Origin of the sequence: Dactylosporangium sp. CS-033363 (assembly GCF_050942475.1) — a bacterium.
Taxonomy (GTDB): Bacteria; Actinomycetota; Actinomycetes; order Mycobacteriales; family Micromonosporaceae; genus Dactylosporangium.
On record NZ_CP192032.1, the window covers coordinates 1,676,908 to 1,702,450 of the forward strand.

Annotated in this window: 26 protein-coding genes; 21 read left to right on the forward strand and 5 right to left on the reverse strand. The window is 72.0% G+C overall.

The features are described from left to right. Positions 1-114 precede the first annotated feature (114 nt). From dxr to ACQPZ4_RS07715, 5 genes are all read left to right on the forward strand, one after another. Positions 115-1,311, forward strand: coding sequence for a 1-deoxy-D-xylulose-5-phosphate reductoisomerase (gene dxr, locus ACQPZ4_RS07695; RefSeq protein WP_433066362.1), 1,197 nt, complete (start codon positions 115-117; stop codon positions 1,309-1,311). Then, complete coding sequence (locus tag ACQPZ4_RS07700) at positions 1,308-2,603, forward strand: M50 family metallopeptidase (protein ID WP_433057435.1); 1,296 nt, start codon at positions 1,308-1,310, stop codon at positions 2,601-2,603. Before dxr ends, ACQPZ4_RS07700 begins: the two co-directional genes overlap by 4 nt. Positions 2,604-2,613: 10 nt before the next feature. Further along, entirely contained in the window at positions 2,614-3,783 is a 1,170-nt protein-coding gene (gene ispG, locus ACQPZ4_RS07705) for a flavodoxin-dependent (E)-4-hydroxy-3-methylbut-2-enyl-diphosphate synthase (RefSeq protein WP_433057436.1), read from the forward strand. 67 nt (positions 3,784-3,850) lie between these two features. Next, the gene (locus ACQPZ4_RS07710) at positions 3,851-4,690 is read left to right on the forward strand and encodes a GNAT family N-acetyltransferase (RefSeq protein ID WP_433057437.1); all 840 of its coding nucleotides are present in this window, start codon (positions 3,851-3,853) and stop codon (positions 4,688-4,690) included. A 42-nt stretch (positions 4,691-4,732) separates the two neighbouring features. Next, entirely contained in the window at positions 4,733-5,374 is a 642-nt protein-coding gene (locus ACQPZ4_RS07715) for a hypothetical protein (protein WP_433057438.1), read from the forward strand. Here ACQPZ4_RS07715 and ACQPZ4_RS07720 read toward each other — a convergent pair. Next, positions 5,324-6,139 carry a helix-turn-helix transcriptional regulator gene (locus ACQPZ4_RS07720; RefSeq protein ID WP_433057439.1) on the reverse strand — a complete coding sequence of 272 codons (816 nt, stop codon included), beginning with the start codon at positions 6,137-6,139 and terminating at the stop codon, positions 5,324-5,326. The genes ACQPZ4_RS07715 and ACQPZ4_RS07720 overlap by 51 nt on opposite strands. Before the next feature lie 102 nt (positions 6,140-6,241). Between ACQPZ4_RS07720 and ACQPZ4_RS07725 the strand changes: the two genes are divergently transcribed. Continuing rightward, positions 6,242-6,940 carry an SDR family oxidoreductase gene (locus tag ACQPZ4_RS07725; protein ID WP_433057440.1) on the forward strand — a complete coding sequence of 233 codons (699 nt, stop codon included), beginning with the start codon at positions 6,242-6,244 and terminating at the stop codon, positions 6,938-6,940. 118 nt (positions 6,941-7,058) lie between these two features. On the opposite strand, the gene ACQPZ4_RS07730 is transcribed toward ACQPZ4_RS07725, so the two are convergent. Continuing rightward, the gene (locus ACQPZ4_RS07730; RefSeq protein ID WP_433057441.1) at positions 7,059-7,928 is read right to left on the reverse strand and encodes a LysR family transcriptional regulator; all 870 of its coding nucleotides are present in this window, start codon (positions 7,926-7,928) and stop codon (positions 7,059-7,061) included. 69 nt (positions 7,929-7,997) lie between these two features. On the opposite strand from ACQPZ4_RS07730, the gene ACQPZ4_RS07735 reads away from it, so the two are divergent. The 10 genes from ACQPZ4_RS07735 to ACQPZ4_RS07780 all read left to right on the forward strand — a co-directional run bounded on the left by ACQPZ4_RS07735 (position 7,998) and on the right by ACQPZ4_RS07780 (position 17,782). Next, a complete protein-coding gene (locus tag ACQPZ4_RS07735) occupies positions 7,998-8,336 on the forward strand; it encodes a YybH family protein (protein ID WP_433057442.1) in 339 nt (112 codons plus the stop codon). Positions 8,337-8,543: 207 nt separating this feature from the next. Continuing rightward, positions 8,544-9,494 carry a phosphotransferase gene (locus ACQPZ4_RS07740; protein WP_433057443.1) on the forward strand — a complete coding sequence of 317 codons (951 nt, stop codon included), beginning with the start codon at positions 8,544-8,546 and terminating at the stop codon, positions 9,492-9,494. 13 nt (positions 9,495-9,507) lie between these two features. After that, complete coding sequence (locus ACQPZ4_RS07745; RefSeq protein WP_433057444.1) at positions 9,508-11,070, forward strand: amino acid permease; 1,563 nt, start codon at positions 9,508-9,510, stop codon at positions 11,068-11,070. A 65-nt stretch (positions 11,071-11,135) separates the two neighbouring features. Next, on the forward strand, positions 11,136-11,891 hold the full coding sequence (locus tag ACQPZ4_RS07750) for a FadR/GntR family transcriptional regulator (RefSeq protein ID WP_433057445.1): 756 nt from the start codon (positions 11,136-11,138) through the stop codon (positions 11,889-11,891). A gap of 35 nt (positions 11,892-11,926) precedes the next feature. After that, positions 11,927-13,276, forward strand: a complete 1,350-nt coding sequence (locus ACQPZ4_RS07755; RefSeq protein WP_433057446.1) for a glutamine synthetase family protein — start codon at positions 11,927-11,929, stop codon at positions 13,274-13,276. Positions 13,277-13,305: 29 nt separating this feature from the next. Beyond that, on the forward strand, positions 13,306-14,661 hold the full coding sequence (locus ACQPZ4_RS07760) for an aldehyde dehydrogenase family protein (RefSeq protein WP_433057447.1): 1,356 nt from the start codon (positions 13,306-13,308) through the stop codon (positions 14,659-14,661). After that, on the forward strand, positions 14,662-15,429 hold the full coding sequence (locus tag ACQPZ4_RS07765) for a 3-oxoacyl-ACP reductase (protein ID WP_433057448.1): 768 nt from the start codon (positions 14,662-14,664) through the stop codon (positions 15,427-15,429). A gap of 8 nt (positions 15,430-15,437) precedes the next feature. Next, positions 15,438-16,142, forward strand: a complete 705-nt coding sequence (locus ACQPZ4_RS07770) for a gamma-glutamyl-gamma-aminobutyrate hydrolase family protein (protein ID WP_433057449.1) — start codon at positions 15,438-15,440, stop codon at positions 16,140-16,142. 10 nt (positions 16,143-16,152) lie between these two features. After that, entirely contained in the window at positions 16,153-17,055 is a 903-nt protein-coding gene (locus ACQPZ4_RS07775; protein ID WP_433057450.1) for an LLM class flavin-dependent oxidoreductase, read from the forward strand. 4 nt (positions 17,056-17,059) lie between these two features. After that, complete coding sequence (locus ACQPZ4_RS07780) at positions 17,060-17,782, forward strand: gamma-glutamyl-gamma-aminobutyrate hydrolase family protein (protein ID WP_433057451.1); 723 nt, start codon at positions 17,060-17,062, stop codon at positions 17,780-17,782. Here ACQPZ4_RS07780 and ACQPZ4_RS07785 read toward each other — a convergent pair. Then, positions 17,779-17,964, reverse strand: coding sequence for a hypothetical protein (locus ACQPZ4_RS07785; RefSeq protein ID WP_433057452.1), 186 nt, complete (start codon positions 17,962-17,964; stop codon positions 17,779-17,781). The two genes, ACQPZ4_RS07780 and ACQPZ4_RS07785, sit on opposite strands and share 4 nt — an antisense overlap. Before the next feature lie 53 nt (positions 17,965-18,017). On the opposite strand from ACQPZ4_RS07785, the gene map reads away from it, so the two are divergent. Next, positions 18,018-18,875 (forward strand): type I methionyl aminopeptidase, encoded by an 858-nt coding sequence (map, locus tag ACQPZ4_RS07790; RefSeq protein ID WP_433057453.1) that lies wholly within the window; start codon positions 18,018-18,020, stop codon positions 18,873-18,875. Between the two features lie 249 nt (positions 18,876-19,124). Here map and ACQPZ4_RS07795 read toward each other — a convergent pair whose 3' ends face one another. Together ACQPZ4_RS07795 and ACQPZ4_RS07800 are read right to left on the reverse strand one after the other, a co-directional pair. Continuing rightward, entirely contained in the window at positions 19,125-19,556 is a 432-nt protein-coding gene (locus tag ACQPZ4_RS07795) for a ferritin-like domain-containing protein (RefSeq protein WP_433057454.1), read from the reverse strand. Further along, a complete protein-coding gene (locus ACQPZ4_RS07800; protein ID WP_433057455.1) occupies positions 19,553-20,044 on the reverse strand; it encodes a hypothetical protein in 492 nt (163 codons plus the stop codon). Before ACQPZ4_RS07800 ends, ACQPZ4_RS07795 begins: the two co-directional genes overlap by 4 nt. Before the next feature lie 208 nt (positions 20,045-20,252). Between ACQPZ4_RS07800 and rimP the strand changes: the two genes are divergently transcribed. The 4 genes from rimP to infB all read left to right on the forward strand — a co-directional run bounded on the left by rimP (position 20,253) and on the right by infB (position 25,469). Next, positions 20,253-20,816: a ribosome maturation factor RimP gene (gene rimP, locus ACQPZ4_RS07805; RefSeq protein WP_433057456.1), complete on the forward strand. Its 564-nt coding sequence runs from the start codon at positions 20,253-20,255 to the stop codon at positions 20,814-20,816. Further along, a complete protein-coding gene (nusA, locus tag ACQPZ4_RS07810; RefSeq protein WP_433057457.1) occupies positions 20,813-21,847 on the forward strand; it encodes a transcription termination factor NusA in 1,035 nt (344 codons plus the stop codon). Before rimP ends, nusA begins: the two co-directional genes overlap by 4 nt. Before the next feature lie 35 nt (positions 21,848-21,882). After that, the gene (locus tag ACQPZ4_RS07815; protein ID WP_433066365.1) at positions 21,883-22,218 is read left to right on the forward strand and encodes a YlxR family protein; all 336 of its coding nucleotides are present in this window, start codon (positions 21,883-21,885) and stop codon (positions 22,216-22,218) included. Positions 22,219-22,376: 158 nt separating this feature from the next. After that, positions 22,377-25,469 carry a translation initiation factor IF-2 gene (infB, locus tag ACQPZ4_RS07820; RefSeq protein ID WP_433066368.1) on the forward strand — a complete coding sequence of 1,031 codons (3,093 nt, stop codon included), beginning with the start codon at positions 22,377-22,379 and terminating at the stop codon, positions 25,467-25,469. Positions 25,470-25,543: the final 74 nt, after the last annotated feature.

Genomic DNA, 25,543 nt, shown 5'->3' on the forward strand with positions numbered 1-25,543 from the left:
ATTCCGGTGTCCTGATCGTGAACGTTTGTGGCGGGCCTGATGGAGTCACCGCGCAGGCTCCGGCCGCGCCCGCGCGGGGCCTGACACAATGGGGGCGTGACCCCCCGCGAGATCGTGCTGCTCGGCTCCACCGGATCCATCGGGACACAGGCCATCGACATCGTGCGGCGCAATCCGGACCGGTTCCGGGTGGTGGCGCTCGGCGCCGGCGGCGGCAACGTCGCCCTGCTCGCCGCCCAGGCGCTCGAGCTCGGCGTCGAGGCCGTCGGGGTGGCCCGGGCCAGCGTCGCCCAGGACCTGCAGCTCGCCTTCTACGCCGAGGCGCAGCGCCGCGGCTGGGCCACCGGCGACTTCAAGCTGCCGAAGATCCTCGCCGGGCCCGACGCGATGACCGAGCTCGCCCAGTGGCCGTGCGACACCGTGCTCAACGGCGTCGTGGGCTCCCTCGGGCTCGCCCCGACCCTCGCCGCCCTGCGCGCCGGGCGCGTCCTCGCGCTGGCCAACAAGGAGTCGCTGGTCGCCGGCGGGCCCCTGGTGCGGGCCGTCGCCAAGCCCGGCCAGATCGTGCCGGTCGACTCCGAGCACTCCGCGCTCGCCCAGTGCCTGCGCGGGGGCGCCCGCGGCGAGGTGCGCCGGCTGGTGCTGACCGCCTCCGGCGGTGCCTTCCGCGGCCGCACCCGCGACGAGCTGCGCGACGTCACCGTGGCCGACGCGCTGGCCCACCCGACGTGGAACATGGGCCCGGTCGTCACGATCAACACCGCCACCCTGGTGAACAAGGGGCTGGAGGTGATCGAGGCGCACGAGTTGTTCGCCGTGCCCTACGCCGACATCAGCGTCATGGTCCACCCGCAGTCCGTGATCCACTCCATGGTCGAGTTCGACGACGGCTCGACGCTCGCCCAGTGCAGCCCGCCCGACATGCGCATCCCGATCGCCCTCGCGCTCGGCTGGCCCGACCGGGTCGCCGACGCCGCGCCCGCGGTCGACTGGAGCAAGGCACACACCTGGGAGCTGCGGCCGCTGGACGAGGAGGCGTTCCCCGCCGTCGCCCTGGCCAAGGCGGCCGGGGAGGCCGGCCGGTGCCGCCCGGCGATCTTCAACGCCGCCAACGAGGAGTGTGTGGCCGCGTTCACAGCCGGTGATCTGCCTTTCCTCGGCATCGTCGAGACGCTCGAACGGACCCTGGCCGAGGCTCCGGATTTCGCGGAACCAGGTACCGTCGATGACGTGCTCGCCGCCGAGAACTGGGCGCGGGCCCACGCCCGTGCGCTCATCGCCGCGGGTGCCGACCGGAGAGGGGCCGAATGACCTTCGTGCTGGGGATCGTCCTGTTCGCGCTGGGCATCCTGATCGCCGTCGCGATCCACGAGGCCGGACACTTCTGGTCCGCCCGCTGGTTCGGCATGAAGGCGACCCGCTACTTCATCGGCTTCGGCCCGACGATCTTCGCGTTCAAGCGCAACGGCGTCGAGTACGGCCTCAAGGCGCTCCCCTTCGGCGCGTTCGTGAAGATCGTCGGGATGACGCCGCAGGAAGAGGACATCGACCCCGAGACGGGCAAGTCCGGGGCCGACGACCCGAAGGCCATGTGGCGATTCCCCGTGTGGAAGCGCACCATCGTGATGGCCGCGGGCTCGATCACGCACTTCGCGCTGGCCCTGATCACACTGTGGATCCTGTTCTCCTTCGTCGGCGTCCCGGACGTGGCCAGGGCCAACGAGGTCCCGGTGCGCGTCGGCACGGTCGCGCCGTGCGTCAGCCCGACGTACCAGTACGACCCGGCGACGAAGACCCAGAAGGCCTGCGACCCGGCCACCGACCCGAAGAGCCCGGGCGCCCAGCTCGGCCTGAAGCCCGGCGACATCATCCTGGCCATCGACGGGCACGCGATCGGCGGCAACCAGGCGCTGCGCGACGAGCTCAAGAACGATGTCGGCAAGACGGTGACAGTGCAGTACAAGCGAGGGGAAGAGACCCTCAGCGGGACTGCCACGATCCCTGAAGCCCAGCGGGTCAAGTCGACCGTGACCAAGACGGCGGACCAGATCACCGCGGACGACCTCGAGCGCGGGGGCATGCTCGGCATCACCGTCGACATCCGCAGCAGCGACCTGCCGGTCCTGCGCTACGGCGCGCTCGACGGCGCCGGCCAGACCGCCTCGGCCACCGCCACGCTCGTCGAGCGCACGTTCGAGTCGTTCAAGGCCATCCCGCAGCGCATCCCGAACCTGTGGAACGCGATCTTCGGGGCCGAGCGCGACCCCGACACCCCGGTCAGCGTCGTCGGCGCGAGCCGGATCGGCGGCGAGCTGTTCGAGCTCGGCGACTGGGCCTCGCTGCTGTCGCTGTTCGCCACCCTGAACCTGTTCTTCGGCATCTTCAACCTGTTCCCGCTGCTGCCCATGGACGGCGGGCACATCGCGATCGCCTGGTTCGAGCGGGTGCGCTCCTGGATCGCGGCCCGGCTCGGCAAGCCCGACCCCGGTCGCGTCGACTACTACAAGCTGGCGCCGCTCACGCTCGCCGTGATCGGTGTCCTCGGGGTCTTCGTCCTGCTGACGGTGACCGCCGACTTCGTCAACCCGATCACGCTGAAGTAAGGGCCTTCACATGACCGCTGTCAGCCTCGGCCTGCCCGCCGTGCCGCCGCCTCCGCTGGCGCCCCGGCGCAAGTCCCGTCAGATCATGGTCGGCGCTGTCCCCGTCGGCGGCGGCGCCCCGGTGTCGGTGCAGTCCATGTGCACCACGCTCACCGCGGACGTCAACTCCACGCTGCAGCAGATCGCCGAGCTGACCGCGTCCGGCTGCCAGATCGTCCGGGTCGCGGTGCCCAGCCAGGACGACGTCGAGGCGCTGCCCGCGATCGCCAGGAAGTCGCAGATCCCGGTCATCGCCGACATCCACTTCCAGCCGAAGTACGTGTTCGCCGCGATCGACGCCGGCTGCGCCGCGGTCCGCGTCAACCCGGGCAACATCCGCCAGTTCGACGACAAGGTCAAGGAGATCGCCAAGGCGGCCTCCGACGCCGGCGTGCCGATCCGCATCGGCGTCAACGCGGGCTCCCTGGACAAGCGGCTGCTGGAGAAGCACGGCAAGGCGACCGCCGAGGCGCTGGTCGAGTCCGCGCTGTGGGAGTGCTCGCTGTTCGAGGAGCACGGCTTCCGCGACATCAAGATCTCGGTCAAGCACAACGACCCGGTCGTCATGATTCGCGCGTACCGGCAGCTTGCCGAGCAGTGCGAGTACCCCCTGCACCTCGGCGTGACCGAGGCCGGCCCGGCGTTCCAGGGCACGATCAAGTCGTCCGTGGCGTTCGGCGCGCTGCTCGCCGAGGGCATCGGCGACACGATCCGGGTCTCGCTCTCCGCGCCGCCGGTCGAGGAGATCAAGGTCGGCCAGGCCATCCTCGAGTCCCTCGGCCTGCGCGAGCGCGGCCTGGAGATCGTCTCCTGCCCGTCGTGCGGCCGGGCCCAGGTGGACGTGTACACGCTCGCCGACCAGGTCAGCGCCGCGCTGGACGGGTTCCCGGCGCCGCTGCGGGTCGCCGTCATGGGCTGCGTCGTCAACGGCCCCGGCGAGGCCCGCGAGGCCGACCTGGGTGTCGCCTCCGGCAACGGCAAGGGCCAGATCTTCGTCAAGGGCCAGGTCATCAAGACGGTGCCGGAGTCGCAGATCGTCGAGACGCTCGTCGAGGAGGCGCTGCGGCTGGCCGAGGCGCAGGGCGTGGAGCTCCCGGAGGAGCTGCGCGGCCTGGTCGGACCCACGGTGACCGTGCACTGACGCCTGTCTTCACCACGGCGAGGGGTTCGTGCAGCCATATTCGGCGAGATCTGGCAGGCTGGTAAACATGCTGACGGTGGCTGCGCGCCTGCTCGGTGACGCCGAGCGGGGATCGGTCGAACGCCTGCTCGACCGGGACCCGTTCGCGGGCGCCCAGGTCGCCGAGCGGGTCTCCATGGCCGGGCTGGCCTGGTGGCGGCAGGACGCGCGGATCTTCGGCTACGGCTCGCGGCGCAACCTGGAGTCGCTGTGCTGGGTCGGGGCGAACCTGATCCCCGTGCACGCCTCGTCGGCCGCCGTGGCCGCCTTCGCCGAGATGGTGGCCGGCGAGCCCCGCGGCTGCTCCTCGATCGTCGGCGCGTCGGACGCGGTCCTCGGCCTGTGGTCGCACCTGGCGCCGACCTGGGGCCCGTCCCGCGACGTGCGGCCCAACCAGCCGCTGATGGCCATCTCCAACCCGTCGCCGATCGCCCCCGACCCGAACGTGCGCCTGGTGCGCCCGGACGAGATCGACCTGCTCTTCCCGGCCGCCGTGGCCATGTACACCGAGGAGGTCGGCGTCTCGCCGACCGCCGACGGCGGCGAGCGCTCCTACCGCGAGCGCATCGGCGAGCTCGTCCGCGCCCGCCGGGCGTACGCGCGCTTCCACCACGGCAAGGTCGTCTTCAAGGCCGAGCTGGCCGTGGTGACCCGGCACACCGCCCAGATCCAGGGCGTCTGGACCGACCCCGAGCTGCGCGGGCACGGCCTGGCCACGGCCGGCATCGCCGCCGTCGTCCGCGATGCGTTGCGCCGCGTCGCACCATCGGTCAGCCTGTATGTGAACGACTACAACCTGCCGGCCCGCCGGGTGTACGAACGGTGTGGTTTCCAGCAGGTCGGGACGTTCGCGACGGTACTGTTCTGATATCGGATCCGTCCCTTTTCGGGTGCAGCTAGGAGCGGTCGCATGGGTCAGATGATCCGGCAGATCGGGCCGAACACGACGCGCTACTACTGGTACCCCGGCGACAGGAAAGAGTGGCTGCGCGCCCTCCTCGCGGTGGGCACGGGCGGGGCGGTGCTCGGGCTGACGTACTTCCTGACCCGCAGCTGGCTCGCCGCCACCACGCTGGGCCTGACCGTCGCGTCCGGGGTCGCCGGCTTCAACTTCGGCCGCCGCGACCTGGCCGCCGCCGACGCCCTCAACGCTCGGACGCCCCGGCGCGACGCCGCCTCGGCCGTGGGGCGCGCCTCGTGGCGGGGCTTCGCGCAGGGCGCCGTGGTCGCGCTCGGCACGCTGATCGTCGTGCACCTGCCGGCCACCGGGTTCGCGGCCGACTGGCTGCTGCCGCTGGCCCCCGGGGTCGCCTTCGGGCTGGCCTGGCAGGCGTCGCTGGTGGCGGGGCGGCTCTCGCACGAGTCGAGCAAGGCCACCGAGTTCGCCGGCCCGGACGCGACGCGGCGCCCCGATCCGGACGCGACGCGGCGCCTCGACCCGGACCAGACGCGCAGCGTCGATGCGGATCGGACGCGGCGCGCGGATTCGGACGAGACGCTGTCACACACGGGCCCCCTCGCGGAGGCCACAGAGGACGTCCGCCGTTCGTGAGCCGGGCGCGGCCGTGTAGAACACGACCCGCTGCCCGCTGTCGTCGGCGTGCAGCACCTGGCATTCGAGGTGCAGCTCGCCGTACTCGGGGTGGGTGAGCACCTTGAGCGTCGTACGCCGCACGCAGACCCGGTGCTGGTCCCAGCGCCGCGTGAACTCGGGACTCCCGGCGTGCAGCCGCGCGATCAGGCCGCGGATCCCCTCGTCGTCCGGGTACCGCGCGGACGCGGCCCGCAGATCGGCCACCGACTCCTGGGCGAACGTCTGCACCTCGCCGGGCGAGTCGGCGGTGATCGGCATCGGCCCGCAGAACGCGTTCCAGATCATGTTCCGCTCGGCCGGAGGCTCGCCCATGAGCCGGACCGCCATCCGGTTCCAGGCCAGGATGTCGTACTTCGCATCGATCACGAACGCCGGCGTGTCATCGAGCCGCTCGAGGAGATGCAGGATCCCGGCCGGCACCACCTGACTCGGCCCGGCGGGCGGCCCGGGCTGCTCCCCGGCGAGCTGGAACAGGTAGGCCCGCTCGTCCTCGAACAGCCGCAGCGCGCGCCCGAGCGCCCCGAGCACCTGTCGCGACGGCCGCGGCCCCCGCGCCTGTTCGAGCCGCGCGTAGTAGTCCACGGATATCCCGGCCAGCCGGGCCACCTCTTCACGCCGGAGCCCGGGCGTGCGGCGGCGTGTTCCCGCGGGAAGGCCGGCGTCGGCGGGCCGCACCCGAGCACGGCGGTCTTTGAGGAACTCGGCCAGCTGTACCCGGTTCATGCCCTCATCCTGCGCGCCCGCGCCCCGCCGAACCAGGGATCGCCGGTCCGTGGTTCAAGGCGTCTCTCCCGCCGCGCGGTCGCGGCGGCCACGGTGGAGCGCATGACGACCAAGACCGCCCTCGTCACGGGGGCCAACAAGGGCATCGGCCTGGAGATCGCCCGGCAGCTGCGCGCCCTCGGGCTGCACGTGCTGGTCGGCGCCCGCGACCCGCTGCGGGGCAAGGAGGCGGCCGCGGCCATCGGCGCCGAGTTCCTGCAGCTGGACGTGACCGACCCGGACTCGATCGCCGCCGCGGCCGCGCAGGTCGAGGTGCTCGACGTGCTGGTCAACAACGCCGGCGTCCTGCTCGAACGCGGCGCGCTCCCGAGCGCGACCCCGGTGGCCATGCTGCGCGAGACGTACGAGGTCAACGTCCTCGGCGTGGTGGCCGTGACCAACGCGTTCCTGCCGGCGCTGCGTCGCGCCCCGGCCGGGCGCATCGTGAACCTGGGCAGCGGGCTGGGCTCGCTGGCCTTCACCGCGGACCCGTCGCACGTGTACGCGCAGAATCCGCTGCTCGCCTACAACTCCTCGAAGACGGCGCTGGCCGCGGTGACCCTGTCGTACGCCAACGAGCTGCGGTCGACGCCGATCAAGGTGAACCTGGCCGACCCCGGGTACTGCGCGACGGACCTGAACTTCCACTCCGGCCCCCGCACGCCCACCCAGGGCGCGACGGCCGCGGTCCGCCTCGCGACGCTGCACGACGACGGGCCGACGGGCGCCTTCCACGACGAGGACGGTGTCGTGCCCTGGTAGCGCGCGGGCCTACAGGTAGCCGCGGGCGTGGTTGAGCCAGGCCGCGGCGGCCGGGCTGGTCGGGCCGACGGGCGCCTTCCACGACGAGGACGGCGTCGTGCCCTGGTAGCGCGCGGGCCTACAGGTAGCCGCGGGCGTGGTTGAGCCACGCCGCCGCGGCCGGGCTGGTCGGGCCGTTGCTGCGCCAGGCCAGCCCGAGGCGCCCGCGCAGGTCCGGCTCGACGATGCGCAGCGGGTGGAGGCCGTCGCGGTGGCGGGCGATCGACTCGGGCAGGATGGCGATGCCCAGCCGGCGGGCGGCCAGCTGTTCGATGACCGCGGGGGAGCCGGCCTCGAACGCGACCCGTGGGGCGAAGCCCGCCCCCGCGCACGCGGTGTCCAGGATCGCGCGGATGCCGCCGCCGCGCGGGAGGCAGATCAGCGCGCGGTCGCGCAGTTCCCGCAGCGGCACCGTGTCGCGGGTGGCCAGCTCGTGGCCGGGCCAGACGGCGGCGTCGACGGCCTCGTCCGTCACCACGTGGACGTCCAGGCCGTCGGGGACGGTGGCGTAGGCGACGATCGCGGCGTCCAGGGTGCCGTCGCGCACGGCGTCGGTCAGGCGGTCGGAGGCGTCCTCGACGAGGGTGATCTCGACGTCGGGCCACCGGGTGTTGAAGTCGGCGAGGATGGCGGCCAGGTCGACGGTGTGCGAGGTGACGGTACCGACGGCCACGCGACCGCGCGTCAGGCCCGCCAGTTCGTCGACGGCCTGGCGGGTGGCGGACACCGCCGCCAGCGCCGCGCGGGCGTGGGGGACGACGGCCTCGCCGGCCGCGGTCAGCCGGACCGAGCGGGTGGTGCGGTCCAGCAGGGGCAGGCCCAGCTCGCGCTCCAGCTTGCGGATCTGGGCGCTCACGCCGGGCTGGGCGACGCGCAGGCGCGCGGCCGCGCGGGTGAAGCCGGCCTCCTCGACGACGGCCAGGAAGTACTCCAGCTGGTGCAGTTCCATAAGCGCTGATTCTAAGTCCGGTCGGCGATGCGTCTTGGTCTTCTGGATCGACGGAAGGACGGTGGAGGCATGACTGCGAAGACTCCGGAAGACCTGTCCCGCCTGTTCGTGGAGCGCGCCAACGCCGGTGACGCCGCCGGCCTGGCCGCGCTGTACGAGCCCGACGCCGTGCTGGCCTACCCGCCGGGCGGCACGACGGTCGGGCGCGCGGCGATCGAGGCGGTGTGCGCGGAGATGCTCAAGCACGTTCCGCACTTCGAGGTGGAGGAGGCGCTGCCCACCATCCACCACGGGGACCTGGCGCTGACCTCGACGAAGCCCAAGGACGGTACCGGCGGCAGGGTCCAGGTCGTGCGCCGCCAGCCCGACGGGACGTGGCTGCGGGTGATCGACCGCCCCGAGCAATAACCCCCGTGGAAACGCCGGAAAAGGTCTGGAGTTGTGCCAACTGTTTCCGGTTCGTAAACGTGAGGATCGCTCTTGACGAGTGGCTTACGGCGGCGTTAACTCGGTTCACCATGACGCCGGTCACACGGGAGTCGCCGGGTTAAAGGCCTGGCTTCGCCCGAATTCGGCCGGCGGATGGCGGCGAAGGGGCCGGATGCCATGAGTGCGGTGCCATCCATTGCGGACCTGCTGGAGCGGGTCCCGTCGTGGGTGGGCCGCGCGGTCGAGTGGCAGCGGCTCGCGGGCGGGCTGTCGCACCACGTGTACCGGGTCGACGTCGACCGGGTGCCGTACGTGCTCCGGGTGCTCGAGCCGAAGGTCTCGGCGGCCGGGCTCGGCGTGGCGCCCGCGGTCGAGATCGCCAACACGCTGGCGGCCGCGGCGTCGGTGGGGGCGCAGGTGTACGCCACGCTGCCCGACGTCCCCGCGATCGTCCTGGAGTTCCTGCCCGGGCGCACGCTCGGGCCGGCCGAGGTGCGCCGCCCGGAGGTCATCCCGGCGCTCGCCGAGGCCTGCCGGCGGCTGCACGCGGGGCCCGCGTTCGGCAACGACTTCGACATCTTCGCCAAGCGCGCGGAGCTGCTGGAGGTGTGCCGGCGCAACGGCCTGCCGCTGCCCGACGGCTACCTGGACGGGGAGTCCACAGTGGACGTCCTGCGGCGGGCGCTGCTCGAGCGGCCGCTGCCGAAAGTACCGTGCCACAACGATCTGCTCGCCGAGAACTTCATCGCGACGTCCAGCGGCGTGCGGATCATCGATTATCAGCTCTCCGGCAACAACGACCCGGCGTTCGAGCTCGGCGACATCGCCGCCGAGGCGGACTTCGACCCGGACCTCACCGGCCGGCTGGCCGAGGCGTACTTCGGCGCCGAACTCAGCCCGGCGCTGCTCGCGCGGGTCCGGCTGTTCCACATCGCGTCCAACGTGACCTGGGCCCTGTGGTTCACCGTCCACCATGGCATGCTCGCCGCCGCCCGCGGCGAGGACCGGGTGGGCTTCGACTACGAGGCGGAGGCGGCCGACAAGTGGGGTCAGGCGCGCAGTGCGCTCGACGACCCCGCGCTCGGACGCCTGCTGGGCGCGGCGACCGGAAGGAATTCCATCACCCCCAACCCCTGAACAGGGAGGTGCCATGTCGGCATCGCCGACCCAGGCCGGCCTACCGCTCGAGGACGACGACGAGAAGCGGCTCGCCGAACTGGGCTACAAGCAGGAACTGCGGCGCAAGTGGAGCGGGTTCTCCAACTTCGCCATCTCCTTCTCCATCATCTCGATCCTCGCCGGCTGTTTCACGACCTTCGGCCAGGCCTGGATGAACGGCGGCCCGATCGCGATCTCGTGGGGCTGGCCGATCATCTCGATCTTCATCCTGATCATCGGCTTCTGCATGTCGGAGCTGGTCTCGGCGTACCCGACGGCCGGCGGCATCTACTGGTGGGCCGCCAAGATGGGCAAGCCGGTGCACGGCTGGTTCACCGGCTGGCTCAACCTCGTCGGCCTGGTCGCGGTGACCGCGTCGGTCGACTACGGCTGCGCGACGTTCCTCAGCCTGGTCCTGGACGCCTACAGCGGCTGGGACAGCACCAACCTCAACCTGACGTTCCTGCTGTTCGTCGTGATCCTGGCCGCGCACGTGGCCATCAACATCTGGGGTCACAACATCATCGACGTGCTCCAGAACGTCTCGGTGTGGTGGCACGTGGCGGGGTCGGCGGTCATCGTGCTGATCCTCATCTTCGTGCCCGAGAAGCACCAGAGCCTGTCGTTCGTGTTCACCGAGCGCTTCAACAACTCCGGGTACTCCGACGCGACCTACTGGTTCCTGGTCCTGCCGTTCGGGTTCCTGCTCACGCAGTACACGATCACGGGCTTCGATGCCTGTGCCCATGTGTCCGAGGAGACGAAGGGCGCGTCGAAGGCGGCCGCGCGCGGGCTGTGGCAGTCCATCTTCTACTCGGCGATCGGCGGCTGGATCCTGCTGCTGTCGTTCCTGTTCGCCGCGACGCACGTGGACGAGATCACGGCCGCGGCCGGGTTCTCCGGCGCCATCTTCCAGACCGCGCTGAGCCCCGGCTTCTTCAAGGCGGTCATCCTCATCTCCACCATCGGGCAGTTCTTCTGCGGCATGAGCTGCGTGACGAGCATGTCCCGGATGACGTACGCGTTCAGCCGCGACCGCGCGGTGCCGGGCTGGCGGCTGTGGTCCAAAGTGGACCGCAACGGCACCCCGGTCAACGCGATCATCGGCGCGGCCTTCGCCGGCCTGGTGCTGACGCTGCCCGCGCTGTACAAGAGCCCGACCGGCGCGCCGACCGCGTTCTACGCCGTCGTCTCCGTCGCCGTCATCGGCCTCTACGTCGCGTTCCTCATCCCGATCTACCTGCGGCTGCGGATGGGCGACCGGTTCGTCCCCGGGCCGTGGACGCTGGGCAGCAAGTACAAGGTGCTCGGCTGGATCGCGGTGGTGGAGATCGTCGTCGTGTCGATCTACTTCATCATGCCCTTCACGCCGACCGCGATCCCGGGCCACGAAGGCTTCACGTGGACCGCGGTCAACTATGCCCCGATCGCGATGATCATCGTGATCGGCGGGGCGGCCCTGTGGTGGGTGCTCTCGGCCCGCAACTGGTTCAACGGCCCGATCCGGACCATCGATCAGGCCCTGGCCGAGGACACGGCCGCCGCTCAGGATTAGGGGATGATGGTCTCCGGGCCGGTCGCCGCGATGGCCGGCCCGGAGACCGATTCGGGGGAGGCCGGATGCCGGTGTCGACCGAGCCGCTGTCCGGGGTGCCGATGTGGCGCCCCGTGCGCGGCGGCAACGCGTTCGAGATCACCGTCGCCCGGCTGGCCCAGGCGATCCGGCTCGGCCTCGTGGCGGTCGGCGAGCGGCTCCCGCCCGAGCGGGAGCTCGCCGAGCGGCTGCAGGTCAGCCGGGTCACGCTGCGGGAGGCGATCGCGGCGCTGCGCGAGGCGGGATTCCTCGAGTCGCGCCGCGGCCGCTCCGGCGGCACGTTCGTGGTCCGGGCGACCGGCGACGGGGCCGAGCCCGGGCACGGCGCGGACTCCGCGCAGGACGCCGCGGCGCTGGCCCGGGAGATGGGCGACGCGCTGCACGACGCGCTGGACTTCCGCCGGGTGCTGGAACCGGGGGCGGCCGCGCTCGCCGCGACCCGCGCGCTGTCCGCGCCCGACCGCGCGCACCTGGTGGCCTGCCTGGCCGCCGCGCGGACGCGGGACCCGCTGACCCGCCGGGTCAACGACTCGCGGCTGCACCTGGCGATCGCGGCGGCCGGCGGCTCGACCTCGGTGGCGGCGGCGATCGCCGACGTGCAGTTGCGCCTGGACCGGCTGCTGGCCGCGATCCCGGTCCTGCGGCGCAACCTCGACCACTCCGACACCCAGCACGAGCGGGTGGTCGAGGCGATTCTCGCGGGCGACCCGGCGGTGGCCCGCAGCGCGATGGAGGAGCACTGCGACGCCACCGCGGCGTTGTTGCGCGGCCTGTTGGGTTGAGTTTATGGTTTGGTTCTAGACCTTAGGGGAAGCCGATGTTGACCGTCGAGCAGCTGCGCATCGCCGTGGACGAGGGCGAGATCGACACCGTCATCGTGGCCATCACGGACATGCAGGGCCGGCTGCAGGGCAAACGCTTCCACGCCGCGCACTTCCTGGCCGACGTCGTCGCGCACGGCACCGAGGGCTGCAACTACCTGCTCGCCGTGGACGTCGACATGAACACCGTCGACGGCTACGCGATGTCGAGCTGGGCGGGCGGCTACGGCGACTTCGCGATGATCCCGGACTTCACCACGCTGCGGCGCATCCCGTGGCACCCCGGCACCGCCCTCGTCCTGGCCGACCTCCAGCTGCTCTCCGGCGGCCCGGTCACCGCCTCGCCCCGCCAGGTGCTGCAGGCCCAGCTGGGCGCCCTGCGCGAGGCCGGCTACGGCGCGTGGACCGGCACCGAGCTGGAGTTCGTCGCGTTCCGGGAGTCCTACGAGGACGCGTTCCGGCAGTCGTACCGCGAGCTGACCCCGGTGACCCTGTTCAACTCCGACTACTCGCTGCTGCAGACGGCGCGGGTCGAGCCGCTGCTGCGCCGCATCCGCAACGAGATGGCCGGCGCCGGGCTGACCCCGGAGAGCGCCAAGGGCGAGTGCAACCTCGGGCAGCTGGAGATCGCGTTCCGCTACGACGCCGCGCTGCCGAACGCGGACGGCCACGTGCTGTACAAGAACGGGGCCAAGGAGATCGCCGCGCAGGAGGGCGTCTCCATCACGTTCATGGCCAAGCCGAACGCGCGGGAGGGCAACTCCTGCCACATCCACTTCTCGCTGCGCGGGGCCGACGGGCGCTCCGCGGTCGCGGGCGACGGCGCGCACGGCGTGTCGCCGATGTTCGCGAGCGCGATGGCGGGCATCCTCGCGACGCTGCGCGAGTTCACCCTGCTGTACGCGCCGAACATCAACTCGTACAAGCGCTTCCAGGCGGGCTCGTTCGCGCCGACCGCGGTGCGCTGGGGCCTGGACAACCGCACCTGCGCGCTGCGCCTCGTCGGGCACGGGCAGTCGATGCGGGTGGAGAACCGGGTGCCGGGCGCCGACGTGAACCCGTACCTCGCCATCGCCGCCCTGTGCGCGGGCGCGCTGCACGGCATCCGCAACGGCCTCGAGCTCGAGGACGCCTACACCGGCAACGCCTACCAGGACGCCGACGCCGAGCGGGTGCCCGCGACGCTGCGCGAGGCGCTGGCGCTGTGGGAGGCCAGCGACCTGGCGCGGGCGGCCTTCGGCGAGGACGTCGTCGCGCATTACGCCAACATGGCGCGGATCGAGCTGGCAGCGTTTGACGCGGCGGTCACGGACTGGGAGCTCATGCGGGGCTTCGAGCGGCTGTAACTCAAGCGGTTTGTAAGGGGTCTGAGGAAATGCACGACGTCATCTCGCCGGTCGACGAACAGGTCGTGGCGACGGTCCCGTCCCTCTCCGAGGCGGAGACCGACGCCGCGATCGAGCGCGCCCACGCGGCGTTCGCGGCGTGGCGGGCGGTCTCGCCGGGCGACCGCGCGCGGCTGCTGCGCCGCTTCGCGGCCGTGGTCGACGCGCACAACGAGGAGCTCGCCCAGCTCGAGGTGCGCAACGCCGGGCACACGATCGGCAACGCGCGCTGGGAGGCGGGCAACGTCCGCGACGTCCTGGACTACTACGCGGGCGCGCCCGAGCGGCTCAGCGGCCGCCAGATCCCGGTCGCCGGCGGCCTGGACGTCACCTTCTACGAGCCGCTCGGCGTCGTGGGCGTCATCGTGCCCTGGAACTTCCCGATGCCGATCGCCGGCTGGGGCTTCGCGCCCGCGCTGGCCGCCGGGAACACCGTGGTCCTCAAGCCGGCCGAGCTCACCCCGCTCACCGCGATCCGGCTGGGCGAGCTGGCGCTGGAGGCGGGCCTGCCGGAGGGCGTTTTCACGGTACTGCCGGGCAAGGGCTCCATCGTCGGCCAGCGCTTCGTCACGCATCCGCTGGTGCGCAAGGTCTGCTTCACGGGTTCCACGGAGGTCGGCAAGCGCATCATGGCCGGCTGCGCCGAGCAGGTGAAGCGGGTGACCCTGGAGCTGGGCGGCAAGAGCGCCAACATCGTGTTCGCCGACGCCGACCTGGACCGGGCGGCCGCGTCCGCGCCCGGCTCCGTGTTCGACAACGCCGGCCAGGACTGCTGCGCGCGGTCGCGGCTGCTGGTGCAGGCGAGCGTCTACGACGAGTTCATGGCCCGGCTCGAGGAGTCGGTGAAGGCGTTCCGCTGCGAGGACCCGGCCCTGGAGTCGGCCCAGATGGGCCCGCTGATCTCGGCCGGGCAGCGCGCCAGCGTCCGGTCCTATGTGGACGACGACGCGGTCGCCTTCCGCGGCAGCGCGCCGGACGGCCCCGGCTACTGGATGGCGCCGACCGTCCTCACCGCGCGGTCGGCCGAGGACCGGCACTGGCGCGAGGAGATCTTCGGCCCGGTCCTGTCCGTGCTGCGCTTCGAGGACGAGGACGAGGCGGTACGGCTGGCCAACGACACCGAGTACGGCCTGTCCGGCTCGATCTGGACCCGCGACCTCGGCCGCGGCATCCGCGTCGCGCGCGGCGTGGAGACGGGCGCCCTCAGCGTGAACTCGCACTCCTCGGTGCGGTACTGGACCCCGTTCGGCGGGGTCAAGCAGAGCGGCCTCGGCCGCGAGCTCGGCCCGGACGCGGTCGCCGCGTTCTGTGAAGTCAAGAACGTCTTCTTCAGCACGGAGGTATAGGTGCAGCCACGTCTGCAGGACCGCGTCGCGGTCATCACCGGGGCCGGCAGCGGCATCGGGCTCGCGACCGCGCGCCGCTTCGCGTCCGAGGGCGCGAAGGTGATCGCGGTGGACCTCAACGAGGAGGCCGGCAAGGCGGCCGCGGCCGAGGTGGGTGGCGAGTTCGTGGCCGTCGACGTCGCCGACGAGGCGGCCGTGAAGGCGCTCTTCGACGGCGTCGCCGAGCGGCACGGGCGGGTCGACATCGCCTTCAACAACGCCGGCATCTCGCCGCCGGACGACGACTCGATCCTCGACACCGGCGTCGAGGCCTGGGAGCGGGTGCTCAAGGTCAACACGACCAGCGTGTACTACTGCTGCAAGTACGCGCTGCCGCACATGCTCGCCCAGGGCAAGGGCTCGATCATCAACACGGCGAGCTTCGTGGCCCTGCTCGGGGCGGCGACGTCGCAGATCGCGTACACCGCGTCCAAGGGCGCCGTGCTGTCGATGACCCGCGAGCTCGGGGTGCAGTTCGCGCGGCAGGGGGTGCGGGTCAACGCGCTGTGCCCGGGACCGATCGCGACCCCGCTGCTCATGGAGCTGTTCGCCAAGGACCCCGAGCGGGCGCAGCGGCGGCTCGTGCACGTACCCATGGGGCGGTTCGGAACCCCCGAGGAGATCGCGGGCGCGGTGGCGTTCCTGGCCAGCGACGACGCCTCCTTCATCACCGCCTCGACGTTCCTCGTGGACGGCGGCATCACCGGCGCCTACGTCACCCCGCTGTAGGGCTGATCATGAACCGACCGATCGTGGGGATCAGCGCGTACGTCGAGACGGCGCGCTGGGGCGTGTGGGACACCCGCGCGGTGCTGGTGCCGGAGGCGTACGTGCGGATGGTGCGCGCGGCCGGCGCGCGGCCCGTCGTCATCCCGCCGGATGATCTCGACGATGCGGCCGCGCTGATCGGGCGCCTCGACGGCCTCGTCCTCGCCGGTGGGGCCGACATCGAGCCCGGGCGGTACGGCGCGGAGGCGCACCCGACCACCAAGACCCGCCCGGACCGCGACGCGGGGGAGCTCACCCTGCTCGCGGCCGCGCTGGAGGCCGACCTGCCGGTGCTCGGGGTGTGCCGGGGCATGGAGCTGCTCGCGGTCGCGTACGGCGGCTCGCTGCTGCAGCACCTGCCCGACGTGCTCGGCAACGGGCGGCATCAGCCGGCGCCGGGGGTGTACGGCGTGCACCCGGTCCACTTCGCGCCCGGCTCCCGCGCGGAGGAGATCTTCGGCGGGGCGGCCGAGGTGAACTCCTACCACCACCAGGGCATCGACTCACCCGGCAAGCTCAGCGTCACGGGGTGGGCCGACGACGACGTGATCGAGGCGCTCGAGGACCCGGACCGGCGCTTCGTGCTCGGCGTGCAGTGGCACCCGGAGGAGATGGGCGACACGCGCCCGTTCGAGGCACTCGTGGCGGCGGTGGGAATGCGCGCCACTGGGTAGGTTGACTGACATGCGAATCGGGTTCGGGCTGCCGGTGTCGGGCACGTGGGCCACACCGGAGCGGCTGGGTCGGGTGGCGGTGGCGGCGGAGCACCAGGGGTACGACTCCCTCTGGACCTTCCAGCGCCTGTTCGTCGGCGTCGACCAGCAGGTCGACCCGGTCTACCGCAGCGTGCTCGACCCGGTCGTCGCGCTGGCCTTCGCCGCCGCGCGGACGCAGACGGTGCGCCTCGGCGTCGCCGTGATCAACGTGCCGTTCGTGCATCCGGTGTACCTCGCGAAGCAGATCGCCAGCCTCGACGTCCTCAGCGGCGGGCGGATCGATCTCGGCCTGGGCACCGGATGGTCGGACGCCGAGTTCACCGCCGTCGGCGCCGACGCCGAGCGACGGCCCGCGCGGACGCGTGAGTTCGTGTCGGTACTGCGCACCCTCTGGCGCGACGACGTCAGCGAGTTCGACGGCGAGTTCTACACCGTGCCCGCCGGCCGGATGCACCCCAAGCCGGTTCAGGAGGACGGCGTCCCCATCCTGCTGGGCGGCACCGTGCCGGCCGCCCTGCGCCGGGCCGGCGAGATCGCCGACGGCTGGGTGTCGCGCAGCGCCCACGACCTGTCCCAGATCGCCAAGGACATCGAGCTCGTGCGCGCGGGCGCGGAGAAGGCCGGCCGCGACCCGGAGGACGTGCGCGTCGTGTGCCGCGGTTCGCTGTTCCGGCCCGGACGCGACTTCCTGTCCGGTTCGTGGGAGAAGATCCGCGAGGACGTCGCGTGGCTCGCCACCCAGGGGGTCACCGAGATCTTCTACGACCTCAACTTCGACCCCACCGTGGCGGGCCCTGACCTGGACCCGGAGGCGGCCGAGGCGCGGGCCATGGACATCCTGCACAACCTCACCCCGCGGGGGCTAAGTTGAGGTCATGTCGCGACCGGTCATCGGCCTGACCACGTACGCCGAGGAAACCCGCTTCGGGCTCAACGACACCTTCTCCGCGGTCCTGCCGCTCTCGTACGTGCACGCGGTGCACGCCTCGGGCGGCCGGGCGGTTCTCGTCACCCCGGACGACCCGGACGCCGACGTGCTCGACGGGCTGCACGGCATCATGTTCACCGGCGGTTCCGACGTGAACCCCGACCTGTACGGCGAGCCCCCGCACGCCACCACCAAGGTCAAACCGGAACGCGACGCCGCCGAGCTGCTGCTCATGCGGGCCGCGCTCGACGCCGACCTGCCGCTGTTCGGCATCTGCCGCGGCATGCAGCTCATGTGCGTCGCCTACGGCGGGCGGCTCCACCAGCACCTCCCCGACGTGCTGGGCCACCACAACCACCGGCCGGTGAGCGGGCCGAAGTTCGGCGAGCATCCGGTACGGCTGGCGCGCGGCTCCCGCACCGCGGCGATCCTGGGCGACGCGGTGATCGTGAACTCGTTCCACCACCAGGGCTGCGCCGACCCGGGCCGCCTCGTGCCGACGGGCTGGTGCCCGGAGGACGACCTCATCGAGGTGGTGGAGGACCCGTCGAAGTCGTTCGCGGTGGGCGTGCAGTGGCACCCGGAGGACACCACGGACTTCCGCCTCTTCGAAGCCTTCGTCGCGGCCGCAAGGGCCCACCGCGACCAAGTGGCCACACGGCAGCGCTAGGAGGCGGCCTCGTCGGAGGTGCGGTGTTCGATGCGCAGGTCGGGCGCGGTCTCGCGGTAGTCCTCGCGGTCGTCGGAGTCCTGCAGGACGGCTTCGGCCTGGGCCTCGGGGTCGTCGGAGCCCGCGGCGAGCTCCTCCGGCAGCAGGTCGGCCCGTTCGCGGATGCGTTCGTCGTCGATCATGCCTGGGTGGTTACCCGGACAAGCGGGAGTTGATGCGCGTTAGGCTTCTGGCCATGAAGGTTCGCGCCCCGCTCGCCCCCGGCACGCAGACGCCGCGGCGTCAGGTTCCCGCTGACATCGTGCGGCCCGAGTACGTCGGCAAGCGGGCGCCGGCCAAGCACCGGGGCTCCGACGTGCAGCCGCCGGAGATCATCGAGCGGATGCGGGTGGCGTCGCGGCTGGCGGCGCAGGCGACCGAGCTGGCCGGGAAGCACGCCGAGCCGGGTGTGACGACCGATGAGATCGACCGGGTCGTTCATGAATTCTTGTGTGACAACGGGGCGTACCCGTCGACGCTCGGCTACAAGGGGTTCCCGAAGTCCTGCTGCACCTCGCTGAACGAGGTGATCTGCCACGGCATCCCCGACTCGACGGTGATCGAGGACGGCGACATCCTCAACGTCGACGTCACCGCGTTCATCGGCGGCGTGCACGGCGACACCAACGCGACGTTCTGCGTCGGGGACGTCGCCGAGGACGACCGGCTGCTGGTCGAGCGGACCAGGGAAGCGATGATGCGCGGAATTCGCGCGGTCGCGCCCGGGCGCCCGCTCAACGCGATCGGGCGGGTCATCGAGGCCTACGCCAAGCGCTTCCACTACGGCGTCGTGCGCGACTTCACCGGGCACGGGATCAACGAGGTCTTCCACACCGGGCTCTACGTGCCCCACTACGACAACCCCCGGCTCACCACGGTCATGGAGCCGGGGATGACCTTCACCATCGAGCCGATGATCACGCTGGGGACGCACGAGTACGACATGTGGCGGGACGGCTGGACGGTGGTGACGAAGGATCGCAAGTGGACGGCCCAGTTCGAGCACACGATCGTCGTCACCGAGGACGGGTACGAAATTCTGACCTTGCCCTAAAAGCAAACGTTGCCATGGAAGGAACCTGGGCCGTCTCGGGAGGGTGGAATCCCCGAGACGGCAGGTTCACGAGACGGCGTACTGATTAACGACGCGGCTGCATCGTCGGACCGGCCCACGCGGTGCGGCGCATGTCTGGCCCTCCTCTCGTCTAGACGCTCGTGGCGTGATGCAACGATCGTCGCGGAGTGGACAGCCCGATGGAGTGACGCGGCCTTGCTGTGGCACAAGTTCGGGAGTAGAAGGGCTTCAGTCGGTTTTGCCCGGGAATGCGAGCACCAGCGGGGTCATGCCGGCCGCCTTGCGGAACGCCACCGCGCGCGTGGTGCAGTCGACGAGCGCGTCCAGGACGATCTTGCGTACGTCGCCGTCGGTGACCGGCAGCGCCAGGCGCCACTGGGCCGCGGTGCGGTCCTCCAGCTGGACGGCGAGCTTCAGCGCGGCCGCGCGGTCGGTGACGGCGAACGGCAGCTGGTAGGAGGGCGCGGTGGGCGGCGGGGTGACCCCGTCGCTGGTCAGCCGGACCAGCAGCGCGTCGCGGCGGCCGCGGTGGGCCGTGTCGGCCGCCCGGGCCAGGGCGATCGTCGCGGCGTCGAGTTTGGGACCCAGCACGCCGTACCCGTAGATGGCGGCGTGTTCGGCCTGCAGCGCGGCCACGAGGCGTTCGTCGGCCGGCGTCACTTCAGGACCTCCTGGTGCCCGGCGCGGCAGGCGGCGATCGAGCCGAGCAGGGCGGCCCGGTAGGACGGCGCGGCCAGGCAGGCGCCCTCCGCGTCCTCGCGGGCGTCCTGCTCCAGCTTCTGCAGCTCCGTGAGCACCGCCGCCTGGTCGCCCGGCACCGGGCCGGCCGAGGCCGTCACGGCCGGGGAGCCGCTCGGCGCCGGGAACGGGCCCTGCTCGGGCAGCCCGATCTCCCGGGCGAGCGCGATCACGTGCTGGTCGTGGTCGTCCTTGAGCGGGCCGAGCCGGTCCTGCAGGGCCGGGAAGGCGGTCAGGACCTCGCCGTAGCGCTCGCGCAGCGCGACGGTGCGGCTCAGCATCGGCATGAGGGCGTCGCTCGTCGGGTCGTACGGCGGGTCCTTGGGATCGCCGCCAAGATCACAGCCCGCCAGCGACGCGGTTGCGGCCGCCGCGGCGGCGGCGAGCAGGGCGCGTCGACGGAGTGGCACGCGCAACAGTGAACACCATCGGCGCCCCCCGCCGCGCACCCGCCCTCTGAACGTGCTGGTGGATGGCGCTGCCGGGTGGCGTTCGGAGCGCCGGGGGGACGGCGCCCGGCACGCCGCGTTACGCTCTGCACGAGCCGCCCGCGCGCTTCGTCGCAGGCGGCATTGAGCCGTGCGCCCGTCCGGGCGCCTTCGGGAGGGGTGTCGATCTATGGCGCAGCAGCATCGACAGCGCCTCCTCGCGGTGGTCGAACCGGTCGTGGCGGCCGGTGGTTTCGACCTCGAGGACCTCACCGTCACCCGGGTCGGGCGGCGGCACCTGCTGCGCATCGCGGTCGACAGCGACAGCGGCGTCGACCTCGACGCCGTGGCCGAGCTGTCCCGCGGCATCTCCACCGCGCTGGACAAGGCCGAGGCCGAGGGCGACGAGCTGATCGCGGGGGAGTACGAGCTGGAGGTCGGCTCGCCGGGTGTCGAGCGGCCGCTGAGCCTGCCGCGGCACTGGCGGCGCAACCGGGGCCGGCTGGTGAAGGTGCAGGTGGCCGGCCGCGAGGTGACCGGGCGCATCACGGCCGCCAGTGAGACGGACGTGACGCTCGACGTGGACGGGGCGAGGACCGCGCACCCGTACGCCGAGCTGGGCCCCGGCCGGGTGGAGGTGGAGCTCAAGCGCCTCGCGGAGCTGCCCGACCCCGAGGACGAAGAGCTCGGCGAGGACGACGAAGAGCACGACGAAGACGCAGACGACGACGAGGAAGGGGAGGACGGGAAATGAACATCGACCTTGCGGCCCTCCGGGCACTGGAGCGCGAGCGCGAGATCCCGTTCGAGACCATCCTCGCGGCGATCGAGACGGCGTTGCTGACCGCCTACCGGCACACGGACGGGGCCAACCCGCACGCCCGGGTCGAGATCGACCGGCGCACGGGCGCGGCCTCGGTGCTCGCCCAGGACGTCGACGAGGACGGGTCGATCGTGCGCGAGTACGACGACACCCCGCACGACTTCGGGCGCATCGCCGCGATGACGGCCAAGCAGGTGATCCTGCAGCGGCTGCGCGAGGCGACCGACGAGGCCCACTTCGGCGAGTACGTCGGGCGCGACGGCGACCTGGTCACCGGCGTGATCCAGGCGCACGAGGCGCGGGCCGAGAAGGGCATCGTGACGATCGACCTCGGCAAGATCGAGGGGATGCTGCCGGCGGCCGAGCAGGTGCCCGGCGAGCGTTACGAGCACGGTCAGCGGATCAAGGCGATCGTGGTGCACGTGGCCAAGGGCTTCCGCGGCCCGCAGGTGACGCTGTCGCGCTCCCACCCGAATCTGGTGAAGCGCCTCTTCGCGCTGGAAGTGCCGGAAATCGCCGACGGTACCGTCGAAATCGCCGCCATCGCCCGCGAGGCCGGTCACCGCACCAAGATCGCGGTCCGCTCGACGGTCGCGGGGGTGAACGCGAAGGGGGCCTGCATCGGGCCGATGGGGCAGCGCGTCCGCGCGGTCATGAGCGAGCTGCACGGTGAGAAGATCGACATTATCGACTGGTCCGAGGATCCTGCGCAGTTCGTCGGAAATGCCCTTTCTCCCGCGAAAGCGCTCAACGTGGAGGTCGTCGACCCGGCCAACCGGGCCGCCCGGGTGACCGTCCCCGACTTCCAACTTTCCCTGGCCATCGGCAGAGAGGGCCAGAACGCGCGGCTCGCCGCGCGGCTCACCGGATGGCGGATCGATATCAGACCGGACAACGCTCCGGAGGGCAACGTCGATCACGTCACCGGACCGGGCGCGGCACGCGCCGAAAGTGCAGGGTAGACTTCTTGACGGTACGTCGCACGCCCCCGGCTGGCATGCCCGCGATTCCGGCTGCACCCGATTCAGTTCAGGCTGATCGAGGAGAACCGGTTCGCACCTGCATCGGATGCCGGAAGCGTGCGTCATCCTCCGAGTTGCTGCGATTTGTCGCGATCGAGACCGGCCCCGACCAGTTCGAGGCTGTCCCCGATCCGGCTCGCAGACGGCCGGGCCGGGGCGCGCACCTGCATCCCGATCCGGCTTGCCTCGCGCTAGCGGAGCGCCGGCGCGCCTTCGGGCGGGCTCTGCGCATCGCCGGGGTCTTCGACGCCGGACCGCTGGCCGAAGCCGTCGCCTCGGCGGCGGTGACGGAGCCGGAGCATACGCAGTGATCGGAACCGCCGATGGTGGGAGCGCGACGCCCCACCCGGACCCGCAAGGTAGGACGACGGACATGAGCACACGATGAAGTCCCTGAGATGACCAGGCTTCAAGTGCACGAGTGAGGTCGGAGCGGAACTTGCCGCCCGGCCTCGAGGTGAGGAGTGTAGTGGCAGGCAAGGCCCGCGTACACGAGCTTGCAAAAGAGCTCGGGGTCGAAAGCAAGACCGTGCTCGCGAAGCTGCAGGAGCTTGGCGAGTACGTGAAGTCCGCATCCAGCACGGTCGAGGCGCCGGTGGCGCGCCGTCTGCGTGCGAGCTTCGAAAACGGTGGAGGGTCCGCTCCGGCGCCCTCGGCACCCCCTGCGCCGTCCGCGTCGGCCCCGTCGTCGACGCCAGTTCCGGCGGCCCCACGTCCAACGCCGTCTCCAGCGGCGAAACCCTTCGCGCCCCCGAAGCGGCCCCAGCCGCCTGCGGGTGGCGGATCCAGCGGCTCAGATGGAAAGGGCGGGGGCGGCCGTGGCCCCGTGCCCGGGCCGCCGCGTCCGACCCCGCCGGCCGTCAAGCCGACGAGCGCGCACGACATCGAGGTTCAGGCGGCCGAGCAGCGCGCCGCCGCGCTGAAGGCCGAGCAGGAAGCGACCATGAAGGCCGCCCAGCAGGCCCGTCAGCGGGAGCGGGAGAACCCGCGCCGGGACACCCCGGCGCCGTCCGGCGGTGCGCCCAACGCGCCCTCGCCGGGCCCGCGTCCCGGCCCCGCACAGGGTCCGTCGGGTGGCGCTCCGGCTCCGGGCGGTCCGCGTCCGGGCCAGGGCCCGCGTCCCGGTCAGGGCAACCGCCCGCCGGCGCGCTCGCCCGGCAACAACCCGTTCGGCGTGTCCGGCGGCGCTTCGCCGCGCCCGCCGACACCCGGCAACATTCCCCGGCCCAACCCGTCGTCCATGCCTCCGCGGCCCAACCCGTCGCAGATGGGCGGCCCGCGGCCCAACCCGTCGCAGATGCCGAGCCAGCGGCCCGGTCGTCCCGGCGGCGGCCCCGGCGGTGACCGTCCCGGTCGTCCCGGTGGCGGTGGCGGCGGTGGCTTCCGCGGCGGCCCCGGTGGCGGCGGCGGTGGCGCCGGTCGTCCCGGCGGTCCGGGCGGCGGCGGTGGCGGTGGCTTCCGCGGCGGTCCCGGTGGGGGCGGCGGCGGTGGCGGCGGCTTCCGCGGCGGTCCCGGTGGCGGCGGCGGTGCCGGCGGTGGCGGTGGCTACCGCGGCGGCCCCGGTGGCGGCGGCGGAGCGCCCGCGGGCGCCGGTGCCGGTCGTCCCGGCGGTGGCGCCGGTGGCCGTGGCCGTGGCGGCGGTGCCGCGGGTGCCTTCGGGCGTCCGGGTGGCCGTCCGACGCGTGGCCGCAAGTCGAAGAAGCAGCGCAGACAGGAGTTCGACAACCTCTCCGCGCCCACCATGGGCTCGGGCGCCCCGCGGGGTCAGGGTCAGACGATCCGCCTCCCGCAGGGTGCGTCGCTGTCGGACTTCGCCGACCGGATCAACGCCAACCCGGGCTCGCTCGTCCAGGAGATGTTCAACCTGGGTGAGATGGTGACCGCGACTCAGTCGTGCACCAACGAGACCCTGCAGCTGCTCGGCGAGCACCTCGGCTTCGACGTGCAGATCGTCAGCCCCGAGGACGAGGACCGCGAGCTGCTGGCCCGCTTCGACATCGACCTCGATGCCGACGTGGACGAGGAGCGCCTGGTCGTCCGTCCGCCGGTCGTGACCGTCATGGGTCACGTCGACCACGGTAAGACGAAGCTGCTCGACGCGATCCGCCAGACGAACGTCGCGGCGGGCGAGGCCGGCGGCATCACCCAGCACATCGGCGCGTACCAGGTCCACGTCCAGCACGAGGACGAGGACCGCGCGGTCACCTTCATCGACACCCCGGGTCACGAGGCGTTCACCGCCATGCGTGCCCGTGGTGCGCAGGCCACGGACATCGTGGTCCTGGTGGTCGCGGCCGACGACGGCGTGATGCCCCAGACGATCGAGGCGCTCAACCACGCCCAGGCGGCCGAGGTGCCGATCGTGGTCGCGGTGAACAAGATCGACAAGCCCGAGGCCAACCCGGCCAAGGTGCGGCAGGAGCTCACGCAGTACGGCCTGGTGGCCGAGGAGTACGGCGGCGAGACCATGTTCGTCGACATCTCGGCCAAGAGCCGGATCAACATCGACGGGCTGCTCGAGGCCATCCTGCTGACCGCCGACGCCGCGCTCGACCTGCGCGCGCCGATCGACGGCCAGGCCCAGGGCATCGCGATCGAGTCGCACCTCGACCGCGGCCGTGGCCCGGTCGCCACCGTCCTGGTGGAGAAGGGCACGCTCAACGTCGGTGACTCGATCGTCGCCGGCCGCGCCTACGGACGCGTCCGCGCGATGCTCGACGAGAACGGCAAGCCCGTGCCGCACGCGGGTCCGGCCCGTCCGGTCCTCGTGCTCGGCCTGACCTCGGTGCCCGGCGCCGGCGACACGTTCCTCGCCGCCGACGACGACCGCACCGCGCGCCAGATCGCCGAGCAGCGGCAGGCCCGCCGGCGCGCGGCCGAGATGGCCGCCCGTACCGGCCGGGTCACCTTGGAGACGCTGTTCGACCAGCTCAAGCAGGGCGAGAAGACCACGCTCAACCTCATCCTCAAGGGTGACGGCTCGGGCTCGGTCGAGGCGCTCGAGGACGCGCTGGTCAAGATCGTCGTCTCGGACGAGGTCCAGCTGCGGATCATCCACCGCGGTGTCGGTGCGGTCACGCAGGACGACGTCAACCTGGCCAGCGCCTCGGACGCGATCATCATCGGGTTCAACGTGCGGGCCGAGGGCCGCACGCGCGACCTGGCCGACCGCGAGGGCGTGGAGATCCGGTACTACACCGTCATCTACCAGGCCATCGAGGACATCGAGTCGTCGCTCAAGGGCCTGCTCAAGCCGGTCTACGAGGAGGTCGAGCTCGGCACGGCGGAGATCCGCGAGGTCTTCCGCTCGTCCAAGTTCGGCAACATCGCGGGCTGCATCGTCCGCACCGGCCTGATCCGGCGCAACACCAAGGCGCGCCTGATGCGGGACGGGGCGGTGGTGGCCGACAACCTGACGATCGCCGGTCTGCGCCGCTTCAAGGACGACGCGACCGAGGTCCGCGAGGGCTTCGAGTGCGGTATCACGCTCGGGTCGTACAACGACATTCAGGTCGGGGACGTCGTCGAGACGTGGGAGCTTCGGGAGAAGCCCCGCACCTGATGCCGGCATGACGAGAAGGGGGCCGCGGTTCGCCGCGGCCCCCTTTGGCTTCTCAGGTAGGCGGCGTAACCTGA

What these genes read in the sequence shown, in the direction of transcription:
- ACQPZ4_RS07700 (WP_433057435.1), top strand. Translation starts at nt 1,308, where the DNA reads ATGACCTTCGTGCTGGGGATCGTCCTGTTCGCGCTGGGCATCCTGATC.
- ispG (WP_433057436.1), top strand. Translation starts at nt 2,614, where the DNA reads ATGACCGCTGTCAGCCTCGGCCTGCCCGCCGTGCCGCCGCCTCCGCTG.
- ACQPZ4_RS07710 (WP_433057437.1), top strand. Translation starts at nt 3,851, where the DNA reads ATGCTGACGGTGGCTGCGCGCCTGCTCGGTGACGCCGAGCGGGGATCG.
- ACQPZ4_RS07715 (WP_433057438.1), top strand. Translation starts at nt 4,733, where the DNA reads ATGGGTCAGATGATCCGGCAGATCGGGCCGAACACGACGCGCTACTAC.
- ACQPZ4_RS07720 (WP_433057439.1), bottom strand. Translation starts at nt 6,139, where the DNA reads ATGAACCGGGTACAGCTGGCCGAGTTCCTCAAAGACCGCCGTGCTCGG.
- ACQPZ4_RS07725 (WP_433057440.1), top strand. Translation starts at nt 6,242, where the DNA reads ATGACGACCAAGACCGCCCTCGTCACGGGGGCCAACAAGGGCATCGGC.
- ACQPZ4_RS07730 (WP_433057441.1), bottom strand. Translation starts at nt 7,928, where the DNA reads ATGGAACTGCACCAGCTGGAGTACTTCCTGGCCGTCGTCGAGGAGGCC.
- ACQPZ4_RS07735 (WP_433057442.1), top strand. Translation starts at nt 7,998, where the DNA reads ATGACTGCGAAGACTCCGGAAGACCTGTCCCGCCTGTTCGTGGAGCGC.
- ACQPZ4_RS07745 (WP_433057444.1), top strand. Translation starts at nt 9,508, where the DNA reads ATGTCGGCATCGCCGACCCAGGCCGGCCTACCGCTCGAGGACGACGAC.
- ACQPZ4_RS07750 (WP_433057445.1), top strand. Translation starts at nt 11,136, where the DNA reads ATGCCGGTGTCGACCGAGCCGCTGTCCGGGGTGCCGATGTGGCGCCCC.
- ACQPZ4_RS07755 (WP_433057446.1), top strand. Translation starts at nt 11,927, where the DNA reads ATGTTGACCGTCGAGCAGCTGCGCATCGCCGTGGACGAGGGCGAGATC.
- ACQPZ4_RS07760 (WP_433057447.1), top strand. Translation starts at nt 13,306, where the DNA reads ATGCACGACGTCATCTCGCCGGTCGACGAACAGGTCGTGGCGACGGTC.
- ACQPZ4_RS07770 (WP_433057449.1), top strand. Translation starts at nt 15,438, where the DNA reads ATGAACCGACCGATCGTGGGGATCAGCGCGTACGTCGAGACGGCGCGC.
- ACQPZ4_RS07775 (WP_433057450.1), top strand. Translation starts at nt 16,153, where the DNA reads ATGCGAATCGGGTTCGGGCTGCCGGTGTCGGGCACGTGGGCCACACCG.
- ACQPZ4_RS07780 (WP_433057451.1), top strand. Translation starts at nt 17,060, where the DNA reads ATGTCGCGACCGGTCATCGGCCTGACCACGTACGCCGAGGAAACCCGC.
- ACQPZ4_RS07785 (WP_433057452.1), bottom strand. Translation starts at nt 17,964, where the DNA reads ATGATCGACGACGAACGCATCCGCGAACGGGCCGACCTGCTGCCGGAG.
- map (WP_433057453.1), top strand. Translation starts at nt 18,018, where the DNA reads ATGAAGGTTCGCGCCCCGCTCGCCCCCGGCACGCAGACGCCGCGGCGT.
- rimP (WP_433057456.1), top strand. Translation starts at nt 20,253, where the DNA reads ATGGCGCAGCAGCATCGACAGCGCCTCCTCGCGGTGGTCGAACCGGTC.
- nusA (WP_433057457.1), top strand. Translation starts at nt 20,813, where the DNA reads ATGAACATCGACCTTGCGGCCCTCCGGGCACTGGAGCGCGAGCGCGAG.
- ACQPZ4_RS07815 (WP_433066365.1), top strand. Translation starts at nt 21,883, where the DNA reads ATGCCCGCGATTCCGGCTGCACCCGATTCAGTTCAGGCTGATCGAGGA.